Raw genomic sequence first — 20965 nt, 5'->3', positions numbered from 1 at the left:
AAGTTCTTTGATAAATGAAATTGTCCAGATGGTCGTCAGGCAAGGAGGGAGGACGCCATAGCCGTAGCTATGGCAACGACGAGCGACGCCGTCCGGGCGGCCATCTGGGCGATTTCATATCAAAGGAACTTGCGGGACAGGGCACTAAACAAAACGGAACGACGAAGGATCGACGATGCAAGCACGGGAAGCCAATTTCGACGGGCTCGTGGGGCCGACGCACAACTACGCGGGACTGTCGTTCGGAAACGTCGCCTCACAAACGAACGAGAAGACGGTCGCCAATCCGCTTGCCGCGGCAAAGCAGGGTTTGCGCAAGATGAAGCGGCTTGCCGATCTCGGCTTTTTGCAAGGCGTGTTGCCGCCGCAGGAGCGGCCGTCGCTGCGCCTTTTGCGCGAGCTCGGATTTTCGGGGAGCGACGCGCGCGTGATCGAGCGCGCGGCCAAAGAGGCGCCCGAGCTCCTTGCCGCGGCGAGCTCCGCGTCCGCAATGTGGACGGCCAACGCCGCGACGGTGAGCCCTTCGGCCGATACCGAGGACGGGCGCGTGCATTTCACGCCGGCCAATCTGACGAGCAAGCTGCATCGCGCGATCGAGCACGAAGCGACGCGCCGCACGCTGGCGGTGATCTTCGCCGACGAGCGGCACTTTGCCGTGCACGAGGCGCTGCCGGGTACGCCCGCGCTCGGCGACGAGGGGGCGGCCAACCATACGCGCTTTTGCTCGCAATACGGCGAGCGCGGCGTCGAGTTCTTCGTCTACGGCCGCAGCGAATATCGGCGCGGGCCGGAGCCGCGGCGCTATCCGGCGCGCCAGACGTTCGAGGCGAGCCGCGCCGTCGCGCAGCGCCACCGTTTGCGCGAAGACGCGACGGTCTATGCGCAACAGAACCCCGAGGTAATCGACGAGGGCGTGTTTCATAACGACGTGATCGCCGTCGGCAATCGCGAGACGCTTTTTTGCCACGAACGCGCGTTCGTCGATCAGCCGGGCGTCTACTATCGGTTGCGCGCACAACTATCGCCGCTGGATGCGACGTTCAATGTCATCGAGGTGCCCGACGCGCGCGTGACCGTATCCGACGCCGTTTCGTCGTATCTCTTCAACAGCCAGCTCCTGACGCGGGCCGATGGCCGCGACGTGCTCGTCGTTCCGCAGGAGTGCCGTGAGAACCCGCGCGTGTCGGACTATCTCGACGACCTCGTCGCCGGTGGCGGGCCGATCGGCGAAGTGCTCGTCTTCGAATTGCGCGAAAGCATGAAGAACGGCGGGGGGCCCGCTTGCCTGCGCTTGCGCGTCGTTCTCGACGAGGCGGAACGAGCGGCGGTGAAGCCGGGCGTCTGGATCGACGATGCGCTGTTCGCGCGTCTCGATGGATGGATCGGCAAGCACTATCGCGACCGGCTCGCGCCCGACGATTTGTCCGATCCGGCGCTGATCGTCGAATCGCGGACGGCGCTCGATGAGCTCACACAGATTCTCGGCGTGGGATCGCTCTATGACTTCCAGCGCTGAATCGAAGCTGCCGCCGATGCTCGCCGATTTTCTCGGCTTCACGCTGTCGGGAGCGCAGCCCGGCGCGGGAGAGGCTGCCGGCGAGCGCGCCGGCCTACGGTACACGTGGCGCGGCGGCGGACTGCTCGAGCTGGAACCGACTTCGGCGGATCCGGCGGCACGCGCGGGGTGCGTTCCCGCGAGCGTGCTGCTTTCGGCCGGTGTGCATGGCGACGAGACAGCACCGATCGAGCTCCTTTCGCGGCTCGTTGCCGATCTGGCGGCCGGGGCGCTGCCGCTCGCCTGCCGGCTTCTCGTCGTGCTCGGCAATCTCGACGCGATGCGCGAGGGTTGCCGCTATATCGACGATGATTTGAATCGGCTTTTTTGCGGGCGGCACACTTGCTTGCCGGGAAGTCACGAGGCGCCGCGCGCGATGGCGCTCGAAGCGGCCGCCGCGCGGTTTTTCGGGCCGTGTCCCGACGCTGCCGCACCGCCCGCTCAGGCGCGTTGGCATATCGACATGCATACGGCCATCCGCGCCTCCGTCTTCGAGCAGTTCGCGCTGCTGCCGCACACGGAAGCGCCCCGTTCGCGGGCGATGTTCGATTGGCTCGCCCGGGCACGAATCGCCGCCGTATTGCTGCATACGGCGAAGGGCAATACCTACACGCAGTTCACGGCCGAGACTTTCGGCGCAACGGCTTGCACGTTGGAGCTCGGCAAGGTCCGGCCGTTCGGGCAAAACGACCTGACGCGTTTCGCCGCAGCCGATGACGCGGTGCGCGCATTGATATCAGGCGCGCCGTTCCGCGGCGAATCGCCGATGCCGCGCGCGTTTACCGTCGTCGATCAGATTACGAAGTTGAGCGATGCGTTCGAACTGAACCTCGCCGCCGATGTGCCGAATTTCACGCCGCTTGCGAAAGGGACGCAGCTTGCCGTCGACGGGGACTATCGCTACGTCGTATCGCGCGACGAAGAACGTATCGTCTTTCCCAATCCAACCGTCAAGCCTGGCTTGCGCGCGGGACTGATCGTCGTGGAAACGACGTCGGAGACCCTCGCTGCGCTAAAGTCCGATAACGGCTGAAAGAAGTCCGACTATTTATAAATGCTTTCTGTAAATGCTCCTCTGTTGCGTCGCGGGATCGCGCCGATTGCATGCAAAATAGTCGGACTAGTTAAGGGTATACATCGATTATTAGACGATACTTGGCTGAGATAGCATTTTCAGGCCCCGCCGCCTGCTGCGGAACCATCTGGCGCGTACGTAGCATTCACGGTGGCGCACGGTTGTAACGCTGAGCGCTCGCGTTCTCCGCCGGCGCTTTCTTTCTCGATTTGAGGTGACGTTCCAGAAACAAAAAACAGGAGGCCGTCATGGCGCAAGAGCGCGAAGAAATGGAAGAAGCGGTGAGCGGCACCCGCCGCGGGTTGTTGCAAGGCGCAGGTCTGGCGACGGCCCTGGCTCTACTGGGCGGAGCGATGACGCCGGCCCAGGCGGCCGAGGGCGGGGCTTTTCCCGCCCACAAACGTTGGAAAATCGTCTTCGTCAACCATGTGACGACGAATCCGTTCTTCGTGCCGACGCAATACGGCATTCAAGACGCCTGCGCGATGTTCGGCATGGACTATCAGTGGACGGGATCGGCCAACGCGGACGTCTCCGAGATGGTGAATGCACTGAACTCCGCCGTCGCCGCGAAGGCCGATGCGATCGCCGTGCCGATCGTCGACCCGAATGCCTTCAACGCGCCGATTCAGAAAGCGCTCGACGCCGGCATTCCGGTCTTCGCCTACAACGCCGACGCTCCCGCAGGCAAATCGAATCCGCGCCTCGCCTATATCGGCCAGGACCTATACCTGTCCGGCTACCAGATGGGCGAGCGGATCGCCAGCATGATCGATAGCGGGCTCGTCGCGCTTTTCATTGCCACACCGGGTCAGCTCAACATCCAGCCGCGTCTCGATGGGGCGAAGGACGCCATCAAGAAGTCGGGCAAGAACATCGATGCGCAGCAGATCGCGACGGGCGCGACGGTCAACGAGGAGCTCTCGAAGATCAAGTCGTTTTACCTCGGGCATCAGGACCTGAAAGGCATGTTCGCCGTCGATGCCGGCAGCACCCAGGGCGTCGCCGAGGTGATGAAGGAATCGAACCTCAAGTCGAAGGGTGTGCATGGCGGAGGCTTCGATCTGCTGCCGCGCACCGTGCAGCTCATTCACGAGGGCGTGCTCGACTTCACGATCGACCAGCAGCCTTATGTCCAGGGCTTCTATACTGTTCTCGAGGCATTCGTGTTCCTGGCGTCCGGCGGGCTCGTCGGGCCGGCCAACATCAACACGGGCCTCAAGTTCGTGACGAAGGACACGGTCGAGCCCTACCTCAACACTTCGACGCGCTATGAAGGCAAGAGCACCAAGGCGCAGATCGTGCCTCACAGTGGGGCGATCAAATCGTGATGTCTTCCATCGCTGACTCCCGCAGCGCAGGCGAGCGCCTGAAGCTGCGGGCGGGTAAAGTCGCGCGCTCGGCCGAGCTTCGCATCCTCGTGGTGGCGCTGCTGCTCGGCGCTTACTTCGAGGTCGTCAATCACGACTTTCTGCTCACGTCCGCGAGCCTCACGAACCTGTCGCAGTTCATCGCGCCCGCCGCGATCATCGCATGTGGCGAGATCATGCTGATGATCGGCGGCGAAATCGATCTCTCGGCGGGCATGGTGTTCGCCTTCGCGCCGTTCATCATGCACTTCGCGAACGAGGCGGGGGCGCCCGCATGGGCGGCGCTGCTGATCGGCATTCTCGCCGCCGCGGTCGTGGGGTTCGTGAACGGCGCACTGACGGTTTATCTGAGGATTCCGTCGTTCGTCACCACGCTCGGCACGCTCTTCTTCGTCAATGGCTTCACGCTGACGATTTCGCAAGGCACGCCCGTCACGCCGCCCGAAAACGAGGCGTTCGCATCGTTCATGGGCGCCTGGGGCTACAGCGAAATCCTCTGGGCGGTCGTCATCGCCGCCGCGATGCACGTCTTGCTGCGGCACACGCGCTGGGGGCTCCATACGATCGCGGCGGGAGCGAACGCGCTGGGCGCCAGCGAAGCGGGCATCCAAATCCGCACGCTCAAGCTCGGCAACTTCATCCTCGCCGCCGTCCTTGCCGGCTTCACGGGCATACTCGAAGGCTTTCGTATCACGTCGATCGATCCGCAAGCGGGCGGCAACCAGATCATGTTCCTCGCCGTCGCCGCCGCCGTGATTGGCGGCACGCCGCTCGCGGGCGGCTCGGGCACGATCATCGGCGGGTTCATCGGCGCCGCGGTGCTCGGCATTCTGAACGATGGCTTCACGCTCGTCGGCATCAATGCGTTCACGTTCAATATGATCCTCGGCGCGGCCATCGTCGTCGCGATGATCATCAACATTCACCTCATGCGCCTCGCGCGCAAGGGAGAGCCGTAATGTCGGGGGCAGGGGGGGAGGAAGCGCTGCGCGTCGAGAATATCGTCAAGCGCTTCGGCGCGGTGACCGCGCTCGACGGCGTGAGCATCACCTTGCGGCGCGGCGAGATCCTCGGGATCCTGGGCGACAACGGCGCGGGCAAGTCGACGTTGATGAAGATCCTCACGGGCTTCCATCAGCAAACGAGCGGCAAGCTCTTCGTGAACGGCGCCGAGACGATGCTGCGATCGGTCGATCATGCGCGCGCGCTCGGCATCGAGTGTGTCTATCAGGACCTCGCGCTCGCGAACTCGCTCAGCATTTATCACAATATGTTTCTCAATCGCGAGATCGTCCATCGCGGGCCGTTCCGACTCTTGAACAACCGAGCGATGCGGCAGCGCGCGGCGGAATGTCTCGAAGACATCGGGGTGCATGTTCCGTCCGTCGATCTGCCCGTCGAGCAGCTTTCGGGCGGTCAACGGCAGGCGATCGCCGTTGCGCGCGCGGTCAACTCCGACGCGCGCATTTTGCTGCTCGACGAACCGCTTGCCGCGATGGGCGCGCGCGAAGCGGGTCTCATCATCGACCTCATCGTCCGTCTCAAGCAGAAGGGCGACCTGTCGATCGCCATGATCATGCACAACTACGCGCAGACGCTCGATATCGCCGATCACATCGTGCTCATGCAGCGTGGCCGCGTCACTTACGAGAGCGAGGCGGCGAGGACATCCGTGCCGGAGTTGATGGACATTGTGCGGCGCGAGTATCGAGACCTGCGCAACGGCCGGCAGTGACGGGCGCGAGCCCGGTTCAGTTCGCGGCCGGCACGGGACGCCAGCCCGCGGGGCAGGTGGTGACGTACGGATAGTATTGCTCGGCCGACTGGCAGTAGTACCAATAGCGCCCGCCGGCCGGCGGGCGCGCCACCAGCGGCGGCACGAACGGGTCCGGGTACGGATAGACCGCCCCCGGATAGTAGTACCAGAGGCTGCCTACCACCCACCACCATCCGAGGCGGCCGCCGTGCCTGCGGTGGCGCCAGTGGCCGCTTTGCCACAGACGCATGTCGTGCTGGCGAAACTGACTGATGTCGCCATGCCAGTGGGGCCCTAGCGCAACGCTCGGCGCGCCATGATCCGCTTCGTCCGGCTGGCTCGCCGAGGGAGCGCCATGGCTGCCGACGAGCGCAGCCGCGGCAAGCGCGGTCATTGTCCGTCTCGGGGTGGACGGCATGAGAGGTCTCGCAGTCTTCTTCGGTCTTTCAGCATACGCGCCGCGAGCAGGCGGCGCTCCAACAGGCTGCTGCGTTGTGTGCGCATTCGAGCGGTTCCGTTCGCCCTATCGCCATCGCCGACCCCATCGTATAATCCGCCGAAATCCGCTCCGGTTTTGAGCTGTCGCGGCCGGAAGCGATAAAAAGAATGTAAGCGCATCGAAAGGGGCAGAGGCTGATGGGGATCACGAACGATACGGGGGTGAGCTTGCAGGCGGGCGGCCAGTCTCCGCTGGCTCAGGGGCACCCGCAGATCTTGCATCCCGCGCGGCAGCCTCTCGTCGACGCCGATGGCCTCTTGCACGGGTTCGAGCTGATCGCGCGCGAGCCGAGCCGCGTGGGGGAGACCGCCCTCGACGATGAGGGCGAGCGCAAGCCCCACGCCGAGGCCGATGCGGCCGCGGCGCAAACGTTGGCCATGCTCGGCGCGAGCGGTGTGCGCGCCGCGCTCGGCGCTCACCGCGGCTATCTGAACGTCAATCGTGCATTACTGTTGTCGGATGCGTTCGCGCGCATATCGCCCGATCGTTTCTTTCTCGAGCTGCCGCCCGACATCGAGGCCGATACCGAGCTGGTCGCGCGCCTCGTCTCGTTGCACGCGAAGCGTCATCGATTCGTGCTCGATCACGTGACGCAGCCGACCGCGACGTTCGCGAAGCTCCTGCCCTACGCCTACGCGATCAAGGTCGAGGTGGACCGAACGGACCCGGAGTTGCTCGCCAAACTGTCCGGCGCGCTGAAGTCGGCCGGCAAGATCCTGATCGCGCTCGGCGTGGAATCGCAGGAGACGTTTGAGCGGGCCAAAGCGGCGCATTTCGATCTGTTCCAAGGGTATTTTTTCGCGCGCGGCCACAAGCAGGCCACGCGGCGGGCTAGCGCGCCGCGCCAGGCGCTATTGAATCTGCTGCGCCTCTTGACGGCGGATCCGACCGTGACCCAGCTCGAAGCCGAACTGAAGCTTAACCCGGTTCTTGTCATGCATCTCATGCGTCTCGCGAACTCCGGGGAGGCGAGCATCGGCCGCAAGGTGGAGACGCTGCGCGATGCGATCACGGCAACGGGCACCAACCGCATCGCGCGCTGGACACAGCTGCTGCTCTATGCGGACGGCCGCAAGGTACGGCTCGAAGACGACCCGCTCGTGCAGATGGCCGCGACGCGCGCACGGTTCATGGAGATGTCCGTTGCCCGGCTTGCAAAGGCGGATCGCAAGGTCGTCGACGGTGCGTTCCTGACCGGCGTGTTCTCGCTCGTCGATGCTGTTTTCGGAGGCTCGCTCGAAGAGACGCTGGAGGCGCTGACGCTCTCCAGTCATATCCGCGCGGCCATCCTGCATCGGACGGGTACGCTCGGAACGTTGCTCGATGCCATCGAGGCATTCGAGCGGGCCGACTGGGCCGCGCTCGATCGCACGAGTGCGGCGCTCGCGCCGTTGAGCTCGAGCGAGCTCGCGGAGCTCGCCACGGCCGCCGCGGCATGGGCGAGCTCCGCCGACCAGAGCGAGGAGCACGCGGGGCTCGACCATTTCGAGGATTGAGAGCGCTCCCGAATCTCGCGCCTCGCGTCACGCCCCCCGAGGGACGCAAGCAAGGTTGCGGCGCGTTGCTCAGAGCGTTTCGACCTCGCGTGTCGGCGCGCGATTGAAGAAGCGGCCGAGTTCGCGCGCCAGCTCGTTGAGCGCGCTCATTTCGACTTGCGAGATCTTGCGCGGCTCCTCCTCATGGAGCCAATCGCCGTAGAGCAGCGCAACCGTCGACTGGTTCGCCGCGACAGGCAGCAGCACGAACGCGCGGGCGTCCGCGAACGCCTCGCGGTACCACGCGGGCAATCGCACGACGATCTTCGAATCCTGTGCGTTTTCGATGAAGATCCCGACCGAGTTCGCGATGGCGAGATGGAAGACGTCCGGTTCGAAGGCCTCGTCGAACTGGAGCATCGGCAGGACCTGATCGACGTTGCGCCCGAAGCCGAGCCGGGCCTTGAAAACGCCCGTGGTCTGGCGCACGAAGACGACGGTGCGCGCGAAGCCGAGGCTCGCTAGCACGGTTTCCGAGGCGAGGGCGAGCACGGGCGCGAGCGCATTCTCCGAAGGCAGCGCGCGCAAATCCTCGATGCCGGCCGCGATGCGCGTCTCGGCGTCGACCGAGGCCCGCGCGATCGTCGCGGCGCTCGCCCGCAGTTCGTCGATCTCGCGCATGACGCCTTCGCCGGCTTCTTCGCGCGCAAGCGCGATGCTCGTGGCGACGAGCGCTTCGGGTTCGGTCGACAGTGCGTGGCCATAGCGCTGCGCGAGCTGCGCGAGCCGTGCTTCGACACTATCCGCAGCCGTGCTAGGCGCGGTGAGCGCGTCGGCCACTTCGGTCGAGAAGTTGGTGACGGCGCGCAGCCACTGAACCTGCTGCGGTTCATCCGCGTCAGGCTCGTAGGTGCCCATGCCGGCGCGAATCATGTCGGGCAGCCGCCAGCGCGTAGCGGCCTCGAGGCCGATCTCCTCGAAGCTCACGCCGAGAACGGCCGAACAGGCCGCGCTTTCGTCGAGCGTGCCGCTCTCGGCCTCGCGGCGGATCGCATCCCATTCGGCTTCCAGGTAGCAGACGACGAGCAGCTTGCCCACCTGCCGCATCAGCGTGCAGACGACGGCCTCCTCGCCGGCGCGCAAGTCGATGCGCTCGGTCAGCTTGCGCGCCACGCAACCCGAAAGCATCGTGCGGCTCAACTCGAGCTTGGCGTCGATGCGATGCGGCGCGCTTTGATGAAAATGATCGACGATTTTGAGACCGACGACGAGATGGCCGACGGCATCCATGCCGAGCACCATGAGCGCTCTCGTCACCGTGGTGATGTTGCCGCCGAACGCCATGTACATCGCCGAATTGGCGAGCCTCAGGACTTTTTGCGTCAGCGCGAAGTCGGACAGCACCACCTGCACGAGGGCCGTCAAGTCGAGATCGTCGTTCTTCATCGCGGCCATCGTCGTGCGCAACGACTGCGACAGCATCGGGAAGTCGCCGCGCTCGCTCATGCGCGCCCACAACTTGTCGAGCAGCGCGGCCTTTAACATGTCGTCGATCTCGTCAAAACCATATGCAACTTAGTGTTATATGAGGCAACGCTCGCGAACCGCTCGCGCGCGTTGCCGCGTGACGCCTTTATATCAACGCGTCGGCTTCGTGCAGGCGCAACGTCCGCGATGTGAAGCGCTGAGCGAGCTCCTCGGAAGGCAGCGCCTTGCAGATGAGCCATCCCTGGATATGGTTGCAGCCCATCTCGGTGAGGAGTTCCCGCTGCGCTTCCGTTTCCACGCCCTCGGCCACGAGCTCGAGTTCGAGCGTTTGCGCGAGCCCCACCAAGGCCGATACGATCGCCTGATCGTTGCGAGAGGTTAGCAGGTTCTCGACGAAACTGCGGTCGATCTTCAATTTGGCGAGCGGAAAACGTTGCAAATAAGCAAGACTCGAGTAGCCCGTGCCGAAGTCGTCGACGGCGAAGCGGATGCCGGCCGTGGTCAACTCCTCGAGCAGCACCTTCGCATGGGCGGGGTCCTGCATCAGCAGGCTCTCCGTGATTTCGAGCACGAGCCGGCGAGCGTCTAGCCCGGTGAGCGCAAGCGCGTCGCGCACGTTTTGCGTGAAATTCGGGTCGCGGAACTGCTGCGGCGAAACGTTGACGGCGACGTATTGCAGCGCGATGTCTTGAGCGTCCCATTGCACGAGCTGCATGCAGGCGACCTTCAGCACCCAGTTGCCGAGATAGTTGATGAGGCCGATCGATTCGGCGAGGGGGACGAACGTCGAGGGCGGCACGAGCCCATGCACGGGATGATGCCAGCGGATCAGCGCCTCGACGCCGACGACGCCGCCACTCGTGCTGCTCGTGATCGGCTGAAAATGCAGCGCGAACTCGCCGTTGCGCACGCCGTCGTAGAGGTCGGCCTCGAGTTTCAGGCGCTCGGCATCGGCCGGATCGGCGCTCGGCGCATGGAACGCCAGGGTGTTGCTGCCCGAGGCCTTGGCCTGCACGAGGGCATGATCGGCACGACGCAGGAACTGGGCGTGATGGCCGGGCCGCGTATCGTCGGCGCCGGGTTCCGGATAAAGCGCGATGCCGATGCTCGCCGAGAGATGCACGGGCTGGCCGTCGAACGTGTAGGGCTGCTGCACGGCCGTCATGAAGCGGCGACCGAGCGCCTCGGCGGCGGCTGCGGCGTCGTCGCGCGTGGCCGCGCGCAACAGCACCGCGAACTTGTCGCTCGTCAGGCGTGCGAGCGTCTCGCCCGGCGAGACGAGCCCGGCCAGCCGCTGCGCCGTATCGCGCAGCAGCGCGTCGCCGGCGTCGTAGCCGAGCGCGCGGTTGACGCGCTGATAATCGTCGAGATCGACGAGCAGGAGCGCCGCGGCGGTGCGCTTAGCGTCGGCTTCTTCCTGCGCGAGCCGGATCCGTTCGGCGAGGGCCGTGCCGTTCGCCAAGCCCGTCATGCGGTCGTTGTGGAGCTCGTAGATGAGGCGCTCTTCGTTCGCGCGCCAACTCGTCACGTCGAACGCGCAGACGGCAAAGCCGGGCGTGCCTTCGTGCGTGCTCGGCACGATGCGCAGCTCGACGGAGATCGGGTACGTGAGCGACTTCATCAGGTGCAGCGTTGCCCGCTCGACCTGGCGTGTCTGCGACGCGCGCGCGACGAGCGCGTCGAACGCCGCCACATCGCCCGCCGCGACGAGCTCGTGCAGCGTCACGGCTCGCAAGTACTCGCGCCGGTAGCCGATGAAGCGCAGGCTTGCCTCCGAGACGTAGACGAAGCGCAGATTCGAGTCGACGTGGGCGAGAAAGTCGACCGTACCGACGATGTGCTCGAGCCTGGCCACGAACGCGTTGCCCTGATCGCTCCCGCTCGTCTCGCCGCCACGGGCGGCTATCCGCGCCGCGCCGCCACGGCGCAGTAGCAGATCGATCGCCGCGCGCAGCGTTGGGCGGCGGGGGGCGCTGGTGTTTTTCTCTTGCATTGGTTCTCGTAGACGACTGGGTCCGGGCTGGGGGCGCGAAGTCGAGCGCTCGACGCGATGCCTTCCAACAGCCGAATTATCGGCGCTGTCGCGGGTTTCTTTAGAGATTTTGCCCGAATGGAAGGATTTGTAAGGCTAATGCGCCCCGGAGTTCGCTCCGCAGTCGAGATGCCAGCGAAGCCTCATGACCGGTAGATGCGCTGGCGGTGACCAAGCAGTGGGCGGACAAGCATCCATCGTCGGCCCCTGATCGTTGACGCGCAATAAAGTCCCGCGCCGACGGGCGTGAGAGCCGTCGGGCGCGACGGGGAGGGGAGGGGGCGTGCGGTCAGTATCCGCGTGGCGGAGGCGGCGGCGGAGTATCGGGGGGCGGCGGCACGTAGTTCGGCGGCACGGCCGCCTGCGGGGGCCCTTGATATTGTTCCCGGTAGGTGACCGCGCCGCGCGGCATAGGCACACGATCGCCGGCCGCGTACATGCATTGAACGTAGGCGTAGTCGTAGCGGCGCTGGATGCCGTAGGCGGAGCCTTGGGCATTGCCGGCGCCGATCGCGCTACCGCCGAGCAGCCCCGCACCCGCGCCGATCGCAGCGCCTTGGCCGCCGCCGAACGCCGCGCCGGCCGCGGCGCCGACCGCCGTGCCCACGACGGCGCTGCCGACGGCGCTGTTGTTCGCGGCTTGTTGCGTGCTCACGCCGCCGACCTGCTGAAACGCATATTGACGGCACGACGCGTCGTCGGCGCGGAATTGATCGAACGTCTTGCCCGTGCCGGGCAGGGCCATCACGGTCGGACCGGACGGCATGACCGTACAGCCGGCAAGGGCCGCAAGGCCCGCTGCGCCAGCGAGCATGGCGAGCGCGACCGGTGGGGAGCGCTTCGCGCGCGGGGCCAGGGAGTGCATGATCGTTTTGCTCATGTCAGCGGGTCGGTGCGGGCGGCGTGGCGGGCACCTCCTGCCAGTCGCTCGCACACTCCTTCACGTAGGGATAGTACTTTTTCGCGGCCGGGCAGTACCACCACGTCCCCGACGACGAGCCCGGTGCGGCGCCCTCGTTCTGCGAGCGCTCGACATAAACGTCGGGCTGCTGCTGCACGACTACGGGCGGTCCATAGACGACGGGTGGCGGGTAGTAGTAAGGCGGTGGCGCGTAGTAATAAGGTCCCGGCCCATACCAGACCGGCCCGCCAACGAAGACCCCGACACGCCAGCGCGCCGCTTCGGCCGTTCCGCTGAGACATACGGCCGCCATGGCCGCAAGCGTCAGTGCAGCGATTCGCCATCGCACGATCCTTCTCCTTTTTCGATGAGCTGTGCGCTTTTACGTCGCGCACCCAATGCTTAGGCAGGCGTATCGAGCCGAGAATTCCCGGGTTTTGTCGGGGGACCGACCTCGAGAACAGCCGCCTGGCACAGTTGAAGGCTATGCCAATCTCCGGAGCGGCGCCATAACCGGCCGCTTCACAATTGTTTCAACTGCTTACTCTTTGACAAAAACGAACGAGTCCGCCGGGAAATTCCGTGCGGGCTCAGCTCGTTTGCCCGCGCGCGAGCGAGCCGCCGCGGCGGCTTTGCCGCCAGACGCGCAGGCGATCCATGTAGAGATAGACCACGGGCGTCGTATAGAGCGTGAGGACCTGACTGACGATGAGCCCGCCGACGATCGAGATGCCGAGCGGCGAGCGCAGCTCGGCGCCTTCGCCATTGCCGAACGCGAGTGGCAGCGCCCCCAGAATGGCCGCGCAAGTGGTCATGAGGATCGGTCGGAAGCGCAACAGACAGGCGCGATGAATCGCGTCGCGTGACGAGAGCCCTTGGCGCGACGCTTCGATCGCGAAGTCGATCATCATGATTGCATTCTTCTTGACGATGCCGATGAGCAGAATGACGCCGATGAGCGCGATGATGCTGAACTCCGTGCGAAAGAGCAGCAGCGCGAGCAGCGCGCCGACGCCGGCGGAGGGCAGTGTCGACAGAATCGTGATCGGATGGATGTAGCTCTCGTAGAGGATGCCGAGCACGATATAGACGGCGGCGAGCGCGGCCAGAATGAGCAGCGGCATGTCGGTCAGCGACTGCTGGAACGCCTGGGCCGTGCCCGAGAAGCTGCCGTGGATCGTCTGCGGCATGCCGATGGCGACCATCGTTTCGTCGATGGCGCGCGTCGCGTCGGAGAGCGACTTGCCGGGCGGCAGATTGAACGAAATCGTCGTCGCGACGAACTGGCTCTGATGGTTGACCGCGAGCGGCGTGTTGCCGGGACCGAACGAGGCGATGGCCGATAGCGGAACCATCGTCTCCTGGGAAGTCGAGACGGCCGCGCCCGTCGACGCGCTCGAATGGCCGCTCGCCGCGATCGAGTTGTTGGCGAGATTGCGCGCTGTGTCGGCCGCGATCGAAGCGGCCGACGTCGAGCCGCCGCTTGCCGACGACGACCCCGCCACCGTGCCGGCGACGAATCCGCTCGACTGCGTGCCGCTCGCCTGCCCGCCAGAAGTGCTGACATAGATCTGGCGGAGCATGTCGGGGCTTTGCCAATAGCGCGGCGCAACTTCCATCACCACGTGATACTGGTTCAGCGGATTGTAGATAGTCGATACCTGCCGCTGGCCGAACGCATCGTAAAGCGTGTTGTCGATCTGCGACGGCGAGATCTTGAGGCGCGCGGCGCTCGTGCGATCGATCTGCACGAGCGATTCGAGCCCCCCTTGCTGCTGGTTCGAGTTGACGTCGGCAAGCTCCGGGCGATGCTTGAGCGCCTCGGTGAGCAGCGGCGCCCACTTGTAAAGCTCGGCCGTCGAGTCGCCGAGCAGTGTGAATTGATATTGCGCATTCGATTGCCGGCCGCCGACGCGAATGTCCTGCACGGCCTGCAGGAACGTCTGCGCGCCCGCCACGTGCGAGAGCGGCCCGCGCAACTGGGCGATCACCTCGTCCGCGGAAATCTCGCGCTGGCTCTTGGGCTTGAGCGAAATGAACATGAACCCGGAGTTCGTCTGGCGGCCGCCCGTGAAGCCGGTGACCGTGTCGACGGCGGGATTGCGCTTGATGATCTGCATCATCTCGCCGAACTTGACCTTCATGAGCTGGAACGATGTCGCCTGATCGGCGACGAGGCCGCCGATCAGGCGACCGGTATCCTGCTGCGGGAAGAATCCCTTCGGCACCGCGACGTACAGATAGACATTCAACGCGATCGTGGCAAGCAGAATGGAGACGACGAGGCGCGGATGCGCGAGCGCCCAGCCGAGCGTGCGCGCATAGCCGCGCGCGAGCCGCTCGAAGCCGCTCTCGAGCCGGCGCGCGAGCCGACCCTCCTTTTCGCGCGGCCGCGGCGCGCGCAAAAGCCGCGAGCACATCATCGGCGTCACCGTCAGCGAGACCAGCAGCGAAACGCCGATCGCCAGCGAAAGCGTGACCGCGAACTCGCGGAAGAGCCGGCCGACGATGCCGCCCATCAACAGGATGGGCAGGAAGACGGCGACGAGCGAGATGCTGATCGAGAGCACCGTAAAGCCGACTTCGCGCGCGCCGAGATAGGCGGCCCGCATCGGCGGCACCCCCTCCTCGATATGCCGCGAAATGTTTTCCAGTACGACGATCGCGTCGTCGACGACGAAGCCTGTCGCGATGATGAGCGCCATCAGCGAAAGGTTGTCGAGCGAGTAGCCGACGAGGTACATCGCCGCGAATGTGCCGATGATCGAGATGGGCACGGCGACGCTCGGGATCAGCGTCGCGCGCCAGTTGCGCAGGAACAGGAAGACCACGGTCACGACGAGCGCGACGGCGATGAGCAGCGTGCGCTCGGTGTCTTTGAGCGACGAGCGGATCGTGATCGATCGATCGGAAACCGGCGTGACGTCGATAGCCGCGGGCAGCGAGGCCTTCAGTTGCGGAATCATGCCGATCACGCGATCGACCGTTTCGACGATGTTCGCGCCGGGCTGCCGGTAGATGATGACGAGCACCGAGCGCTGGCCGTTCATGAGGCCGAGATTGCGCAAGTCTTCGACCGAATCGACGACTTCGCCCAAATCCGACAGCTTGACGCCCGCGTGGTTGCGATAGGCGACGATGAGGTCCTTGTATTGCGAGGACTGCGAGGCCTGGTCGTTCGTGTAGAGCTGCACGCGGCGATCGCCGAAGTCGATCGAGCCTTTCGGGCTGTTCGCATTGGCGGACGCGAGCGCCGCGCGCACATCCTCGAGGCCGATGCCGTAGTGAAAGAGGGCCTGCGGCTCGAGCTCGACGCGCACCGCGGGATTCGCCGAGCCCGAGACATCGACCTCGCCGACGCCGTCGACTTGCGAAAGCGCCTGCTGCAGCACGGTCGAGGCCGCGTCGTAGAGCTTGCCGGCCGGCAGCGTCGGCGAGGTGAGCGCCAGAATCAGGATCGGCGCGTCGGCCGGATTGACCTTGTGATAGGTCGGATTGCTGCGCAGGCTCGTCGGCAGATCCGCGCGCGCGGCGTTGATGGCGGCCTGCACGTCGCGCGCGGCGCCATCGATATTGCGGTTCAGTCCGAACTGCACGGTGATCCGCGTGAAGCCGACCGAGCTTTGCGATGTCATCTCCGAGACGTCGGCGATCTGCCCCAGATGTCGCTCGAGCGGGCTCGCGACACTCGTCGCCATCGTGTCGGGGCTTGCACCGGGCATCTGCGCCTGCACCGAGATGGTGGGGAAGTCGACCTGCGGCAGTGGGGCCACGGGCAGCTTGCCGAATGCGAAGATGCCCGCGAGCGCGACGCCGAGCGCGAGCAGCGTCGTCGCGACGGGACGGGAGATGAAAAGCCGCGAGAGGTTCATGGCGTCGCCTCGCGCGCTAGACGTCGCTCGCACCGGCCGCGGGCCGATGGCCGAATCGCTCGCGCAGACGGCGTGCGACCGAATCGAAGCCGAGGTAGATGACGGGCGTCGTGAAAAGCGTCAGCAATTGGCTCACGACGAGGCCACCCGCGATCGCGATGCCGAGCGGATGACGCAGCTCGGAGCCGACACCGGTGCCGAGCATCAGCGGTAGCGCGCCGAGCAGAGCGGCCATCGTCGTCATCAGGATCGGCCTGAAGCGCAGGAGACACGCCTGGTAGATCGCTTCGCGCGACGACTTGCCTTCCTCGCGCTCGGCTTCGAGCGCGAAGTCGATCATCATGATCGCGTTCTTCTTGACGATGCCGATCAAGAGCACGATCCCGATGATGCCGACGATGTCGAGGTCGTGCCCCGAGACGATCAGCGCGAGCAGCGCGCCGACGCCGGCCGAAGGCAGCGTCGAGAGGATCGTGATCGGATGCACGAAGCTCTCGTAAAGTACGCCGAGCACGATGTACATCGTGACGACGGCCGCGAGAATCAGGAACAGCTCGTTCGAAAGCGACGCCTGGAACGCGAGCGCCGCGCCTTGAAAGCGCGTCTGGAACGAGGCGGGCAGGCCGATATCGCGCTCGGCTGCCTCGATCGCTTTGACGGCGGCGCCGAGCGAGGCGCCCGGCGCGAGGTTGAACGACACCGTCGTCGCGGGGAACTGCCCGAGATGCGAGACCAGCAGCGGGGCGGGGCGCTCGATGAACTTGGCGATGGCCGTGAGCGGCACCTGACCGTTCGCCGCCGTCGACGAAGGCAGGTAGATCGACTTCAGCGCGTCGGTGTAGTGCTGCATGCGCGGGTCGGCTTCGAGAATCACACGGTATTGGTTCGACTGCGTGAAGATGGTCGAGACGATGCGCTGGCCGAATGCGTCGTAAAGCGCGTTGTCGACCGTGGCGGGCGTGATGCCGAACCGTGCTGCGGTGCCGCGATCGATCTCGATGTAGACGGACTGGCCGCTTTGCTGCAGATCGGTGGCGACATCGGCGAGCTCGGGCGCGGATTGCAGGCGCTGCACGAGCTTCGGCACCCAGGCCGCGAATTCGTCCGGGTTCGGGTCGGTCAGCATGAACTGATACTGCGTCGGGCTCACCGTCGAATCGATCGTCAGGTCTTGCACGGGCTGCATGTAAAGCGTGATGCCCGTCACACTCGTGACGTCGCTCTCGATGTCGCGGATGATCTGCGTCGCGTTTTCGCTGCGCTCGTTGTGCGGTTTCAGATTGATCAGCATGCGGCCGCTGTTCAGCGTGATGTTCGTGCCGTCGACGCCGATGAACGACGTCAGGCTTTCGACGTTCGGATTGCGCAGGATCGCGCTCGCGAGCGCTTCCTGCCGCTCGGCCATCGCGCCGTACGAAATCGACTGCGGCGCTTGCGTGATGGCCTGGATGACGCCCGTGTCCTGCACGGGGAAGAAGCCCTTCGGCACGAAGACGTAAAGGATGCCCGTGAGCACGAGCGTGAGCGCGAAGACGACGAGCGTCGCGCGCTCGTGCGCGAGCACCCATCGGAGCATGACGCCGTAGCGCGCGATGATCGCATCGATGACGGCATGCGCCTTCGCCTCGAATCGGCGGCTTTCGGGCGGCGGCGTATGGCGCAGAAGCTTCGCGCACATCATCGGCACGAGTGTGAGCGAGACGACGGCCGAGATCACGATCGTGACGGCGAGCGTGATCGCGAACTCGTGAAAAAGACGGCCGACCACGTCGCCCATGAAGAGCAACGGAATCAGCACCGCGATCAGCGAGACCGTCAGCGAGATGATCGTGAAGCCGATCTGCTTCGAGCCCTTCAGTGCCGCCTCGAGCGGCGTATCGCCGTCCTCGACGTAGCGCGCGATGTTCTCGATCATGACGATCGCATCGTCGACGACGAAGCCGGTCGCGATCGTGAGCGCCATCAGCGAGAGGTTGTCGAGCGAGAAGCCGCAGAGGTACATCACTGCGAGCGTGCCGATCAGCGACAGCGGCACCGAGAGGCTCGGGATGATCGTCGCATAGACGTTCGCGAGGAACAAATACATGACGAGCACGACGAGCACGACCGACATGGCGAGCTCGAACTGCACGTCGCGTACCGACGCGCGAATCGTCGTCGTGCGGTCCGTCACGACCGAGACATCGAGCGAGGCCGGCAGCGACGCCTGCAGCTGGGGCAGCAGGCGCTTGATGCTGTCGACGACCTGAATCACGTTCGCGCCCGGCTGTCGCTGCACGTTGAGCAGCACGGCCGGCTCGACCCCCTGCGGCGTGCCGACCCACGCGCCGAGCTTCGTGTTTTCGGCGGCATCGACGATTTTCGCCACATCGGTGAGCATGACGGGCCGGCCGTTGCGGTAGGCGACGACGGCATCCTGATAGGCGTTGGCGTCCGTCAGCTGATCGTTCGCGTTGATCGTGTAATTGCGCGTCGGGCCATCGAAATTGCCCTTCGGCGTATTGACGTTCAGGTTCGAGATCGTCGTGCGAAGGTCGTCTAGGTTGAGCCCGTAGGAGGCCAAGGCGAGCGGATTCGCCTGGATCCGCACGGCGGGGCGCTGGCCGCCGCTGATGCTGACGAGCCCGACGCCCGCCACCTGCGAGATTTTTTGCGCGAGCCGCGTGTCGACGAGGTTTTCGATGTCGGTGAGCGGCGTCGTCTTCGAGGTGATCGCGAGCGTCAGGATCGGCGCGTCGGCCGGATTGACCTTCGCATAGATCGGGGGGGCCGGCAGATCGGACGGCAGCAAGTTGCCGGCCGCATTGATCGCGGCCTGCACTTCCTGCTCCGCTACGTCGAGCGGCAGGTCGAGACTGAACTGCAGCGTGATGACGGACGAGCCCGCCGAGCTTTGCGACGCCATCTGATTGAGCGACGGCATCTGACCGAACTGCCGCTCGAGCGGTGCCGTCACCGACGACGTCATCACCTCCGGGCTCGCGCCCGGATAGAACGTCTGGACCTGGATCGTCGGATAGTCGACTTCGGGCAGCGCCGAGATCGGCAGGAAATGGAGCGCGACGAGGCCGACGAGCATGATCGCCGCCATCAGCAAGGCGGTGCCGACCGGGCGCAGGATGAAAGCGCGGGAAGGGTTCATGCGGCGACGGCGCTCACTTTACTGACCGGGTTGGTGCGCATGCCGGCGCTGGCCGTGCGCGTGCGACGCACCCGTTTCGGCCGCGGCGCCGGAAGCGGCTCGCACGCCCGACGCCCCCGATGCCGCGGGCGGATGCTCGGCGGGGATCGTGATCTTGGCGCCTTCGCGCAGACGATCCGAGCCGTCCGTGACGACACGCTCGCCGACGGCAAGTCCGGAAGCGATGCTCGTGCGCTCGCCGTCGACGGGCCCGACCTTGACGGGGCGCACGGTGACGGTATCGTCGGGCTTCACGACGTAGACGAACTGTCCCGACGCGCCGTTCAGTACCGCGGACGTCGGCACGATGACGGCGTCATGGAGCGTATCGACGAGCAGCCGCGCGTTGACGAACTGGTTCGGAAAGAGCAACAGATCCTTGTTCGGAAACATCGCGCGCAGCTTGATCGTGCCCGTCGACGTGTCGATCTGGTTGTCGAAGGTATCGAGGTAGCCGGTCTCGAGCGGCGCCGTGTTGTTGCGGTCGTAGGCCGTCGTCGAGAGTTTCACGCCGCCCCTCATCTGCTTCACGATCTGCGGCAGGTTGTCTTCAGAGGTCGTGAAGATGACGCTGATCGGCTGCAACTGCGTGATGACGACGATGCCGTTGGCGTCCGAGGGCGTCACGTAATTGCCGGGATCGACCTGGCGCAGGCCGACGCGGCCCGAGACGGGCGCCGTGATGCGCGCGTAGGTGAGATCGAGCTTGTAGGTGTCGATGTTCGCCTGATCGGACTTGACCTGGCCCTCGTACTGTTTGACGAGCGACGCCTGCGTATCGACCTGCTGACTCGCGATCGAATCCTGGGCGAGCAGCGTCTGGTAGCGCTTCAGATCGATGCGCGCTTCCTGAAGCAGCGCCATGTCCTTGGCGAGCGCGCCTTGGGCGTTGGCGAGCGAGTTCTGATAAGGGCGCGGATCGATTTGCGCGAGCACGTCGCCCTGTTTGACCATCTGGCCTTCGCGGAACTCGACGGCTTGCAGGTAGCCGGCGAGCTGCGTCTTGACGGTGACGGTCGCGAGCGGCGTCACGGTGCCGAGCGCGGTCAGCACGATCGGCATTTCGCCGGCCTTCGCGGTCGCTACTTGGACAGGCTGCGGCATGTTCGCGAGCCGGCCGGGGCCGCCGCGGCCCGCGCGCGCGCCACTCGCCGCACCCGGTCCGGCTGCGTTCGGGCTCGTGCGGCTCCACGGATGCCACCAGAAGAGCAGCAGCAGGGCGATCACGATCGCGGCGACGAGCGCGCCGAGCCTGCCGCGCGTCGGCCTCGCGCGGGCGGAGGCGGGCTCGCCTTCCGGCTGCTGCGTGGGGCGTGCGGGAGCAGGGCGGGTGTCGGTCGGATTGTCTTGTTCGGCCATCGATTGAGCGAGCGCAATGGTATTGAGGGGGGCGCGGCGGATTCAACGCACCGACAAGCCACCTGCCCCGCGCCGCTGACCGCGCGTCGTTCATGAGGCGCCGTGGCGCCGCTGCGAATGCAAGATGCTACGTCGCGCCGCGTTCGATCGTCCAGTTACGTTTCTTTCGACAGGTTACGGATACGTTTCGATCGTGGGCGCGCGTGCGGTCGTTTGGCGAGGCTACGAGTCGCGCAGCCGACGCGCCTCGCCGATTCGGGCAATGCTAGCGGTGAGCCGAAAGTGGGACAAGGCAAAAGCCAGTGGGCGGTTTATTGCATCGTCTGCCAATATGGGCGATGGCTCGTTGCGTGATTAGGTAAAAATTACCGAGTACTGCGGGTGTAAAGGTTTCCTTAAAGC

Annotated in this window: 14 protein-coding genes; 6 read left to right on the top strand and 8 right to left on the bottom strand. The window is 65.3% G+C overall.

The window, feature by feature from the left end; genetic code table 11:
- Positions 1-175 precede the first annotated feature (175 nt).
- The 5 genes from astB to B0G57_RS02630 all read left to right on the top strand — a co-directional run bounded on the left by astB (position 176) and on the right by B0G57_RS02630 (position 5735).
- The gene (gene astB / locus B0G57_RS02650) at positions 176-1516 is read left to right on the top strand and encodes an N-succinylarginine dihydrolase (protein ID WP_018439040.1); all 1341 of its coding nucleotides are present in this window, start codon (positions 176-178) and stop codon (positions 1514-1516) included.
- A complete protein-coding gene (gene astE, locus B0G57_RS02645; RefSeq protein ID WP_018439039.1) occupies positions 1500-2588 on the top strand; it encodes a succinylglutamate desuccinylase in 1089 nt (362 codons plus the stop codon). Before astB ends, astE begins: the two co-directional genes overlap by 17 nt.
- Before the next feature lie 290 nt (positions 2589-2878).
- Entirely contained in the window at positions 2879-3961 is a 1083-nt protein-coding gene (locus tag B0G57_RS02640; protein WP_018439038.1) for a sugar ABC transporter substrate-binding protein, read from the top strand.
- On the top strand, positions 3961-4959 hold the full coding sequence (locus B0G57_RS02635; RefSeq protein ID WP_018439037.1) for an ABC transporter permease: 999 nt from the start codon (positions 3961-3963) through the stop codon (positions 4957-4959). Before B0G57_RS02640 ends, B0G57_RS02635 begins: the two co-directional genes overlap by 1 nt.
- Complete coding sequence (locus B0G57_RS02630; protein WP_018439036.1) at positions 4959-5735, top strand: ATP-binding cassette domain-containing protein; 777 nt, start codon at positions 4959-4961, stop codon at positions 5733-5735. Before B0G57_RS02635 ends, B0G57_RS02630 begins: the two co-directional genes overlap by 1 nt.
- Positions 5736-5751: 16 nt before the next feature.
- Here the strand turns inward: B0G57_RS02630 and B0G57_RS02625 are convergent, their stop codons facing one another.
- Positions 5752-6150 carry a hypothetical protein gene (locus B0G57_RS02625; RefSeq protein WP_018439035.1) on the bottom strand — a complete coding sequence of 133 codons (399 nt, stop codon included), beginning with the start codon at positions 6148-6150 and terminating at the stop codon, positions 5752-5754.
- A 242-nt stretch (positions 6151-6392) separates the two neighbouring features.
- Between B0G57_RS02625 and B0G57_RS02620 the strand changes: the two genes are divergently transcribed.
- Complete coding sequence (locus B0G57_RS02620) at positions 6393-7751, top strand: EAL and HDOD domain-containing protein (RefSeq protein ID WP_018439034.1); 1359 nt, start codon at positions 6393-6395, stop codon at positions 7749-7751.
- Between the two features lie 69 nt (positions 7752-7820).
- On the opposite strand, the gene B0G57_RS02615 is transcribed toward B0G57_RS02620, so the two are convergent.
- From B0G57_RS02615 to B0G57_RS02585, 7 genes are all read right to left on the bottom strand, one after another.
- Positions 7821-9275 (bottom strand): HDOD domain-containing protein, encoded by a 1455-nt coding sequence (locus B0G57_RS02615; RefSeq protein WP_018439033.1) that lies wholly within the window; start codon positions 9273-9275, stop codon positions 7821-7823.
- Between the two features lie 88 nt (positions 9276-9363).
- On the bottom strand, positions 9364-11124 hold the full coding sequence (locus B0G57_RS02610; protein WP_399277690.1) for a putative bifunctional diguanylate cyclase/phosphodiesterase: 1761 nt from the start codon (positions 11122-11124) through the stop codon (positions 9364-9366).
- 415 nt (positions 11125-11539) lie between these two features.
- Positions 11540-12130 carry a YMGG-like glycine zipper-containing protein gene (locus B0G57_RS02605; RefSeq protein ID WP_018439031.1) on the bottom strand — a complete coding sequence of 197 codons (591 nt, stop codon included), beginning with the start codon at positions 12128-12130 and terminating at the stop codon, positions 11540-11542.
- Position 12131: 1 nt separating this feature from the next.
- Entirely contained in the window at positions 12132-12500 is a 369-nt protein-coding gene (locus B0G57_RS02600; RefSeq protein ID WP_020566004.1) for a hypothetical protein, read from the bottom strand.
- A gap of 241 nt (positions 12501-12741) precedes the next feature.
- Positions 12742-16023: an efflux RND transporter permease subunit gene (locus B0G57_RS02595; protein WP_018439029.1), complete on the bottom strand. Its 3282-nt coding sequence runs from the start codon at positions 16021-16023 to the stop codon at positions 12742-12744.
- Positions 16024-16039: 16 nt separating this feature from the next.
- Complete coding sequence (locus tag B0G57_RS02590) at positions 16040-19165, bottom strand: MdtB/MuxB family multidrug efflux RND transporter permease subunit (RefSeq protein WP_018439028.1); 3126 nt, start codon at positions 19163-19165, stop codon at positions 16040-16042.
- A gap of 18 nt (positions 19166-19183) precedes the next feature.
- Positions 19184-20563 carry an MdtA/MuxA family multidrug efflux RND transporter periplasmic adaptor subunit gene (locus tag B0G57_RS02585; protein ID WP_018439027.1) on the bottom strand — a complete coding sequence of 460 codons (1380 nt, stop codon included), beginning with the start codon at positions 20561-20563 and terminating at the stop codon, positions 19184-19186.
- Positions 20564-20965 lie beyond the last annotated feature (402 nt).

Source organism: Trinickia symbiotica, assembly GCF_002934455.1.
Taxonomy (GTDB): domain Bacteria; phylum Pseudomonadota; class Gammaproteobacteria; order Burkholderiales; family Burkholderiaceae; genus Trinickia; species Trinickia symbiotica.
Note: the sequence above shows the minus strand (reverse complement) of the source record. Positions and strands in the feature narration are given on the sequence as shown.

Excerpts from the sequence above, each read along its gene's own strand:
- astB (WP_018439040.1), top strand. The coding sequence starts at position 176 with ATGCAAGCACGGGAAGCCAATTTCGACGGGCTCGTGGGGCCGACGCAC.
- astE (WP_018439039.1), top strand. The coding sequence starts at position 1,500 with ATGACTTCCAGCGCTGAATCGAAGCTGCCGCCGATGCTCGCCGATTTT.
- B0G57_RS02640 (WP_018439038.1), top strand. The coding sequence starts at position 2,879 with ATGGCGCAAGAGCGCGAAGAAATGGAAGAAGCGGTGAGCGGCACCCGC.
- B0G57_RS02635 (WP_018439037.1), top strand. The coding sequence starts at position 3,961 with ATGTCTTCCATCGCTGACTCCCGCAGCGCAGGCGAGCGCCTGAAGCTG.
- B0G57_RS02630 (WP_018439036.1), top strand. The coding sequence starts at position 4,959 with ATGTCGGGGGCAGGGGGGGAGGAAGCGCTGCGCGTCGAGAATATCGTC.
- B0G57_RS02625 (WP_018439035.1), bottom strand. The coding sequence starts at position 6,150 with ATGACCGCGCTTGCCGCGGCTGCGCTCGTCGGCAGCCATGGCGCTCCC.
- B0G57_RS02620 (WP_018439034.1), top strand. The coding sequence starts at position 6,393 with ATGGGGATCACGAACGATACGGGGGTGAGCTTGCAGGCGGGCGGCCAG.
- B0G57_RS02615 (WP_018439033.1), bottom strand. The coding sequence starts at position 9,275 with ATGTTAAAGGCCGCGCTGCTCGACAAGTTGTGGGCGCGCATGAGCGAG.
- B0G57_RS02605 (WP_018439031.1), bottom strand. The coding sequence starts at position 12,130 with ATGAGCAAAACGATCATGCACTCCCTGGCCCCGCGCGCGAAGCGCTCC.
- B0G57_RS02595 (WP_018439029.1), bottom strand. The coding sequence starts at position 16,023 with ATGAACCTCTCGCGGCTTTTCATCTCCCGTCCCGTCGCGACGACGCTG.
- B0G57_RS02590 (WP_018439028.1), bottom strand. The coding sequence starts at position 19,165 with ATGAACCCTTCCCGCGCTTTCATCCTGCGCCCGGTCGGCACCGCCTTG.
- B0G57_RS02585 (WP_018439027.1), bottom strand. The coding sequence starts at position 20,563 with ATGGCCGAACAAGACAATCCGACCGACACCCGCCCTGCTCCCGCACGC.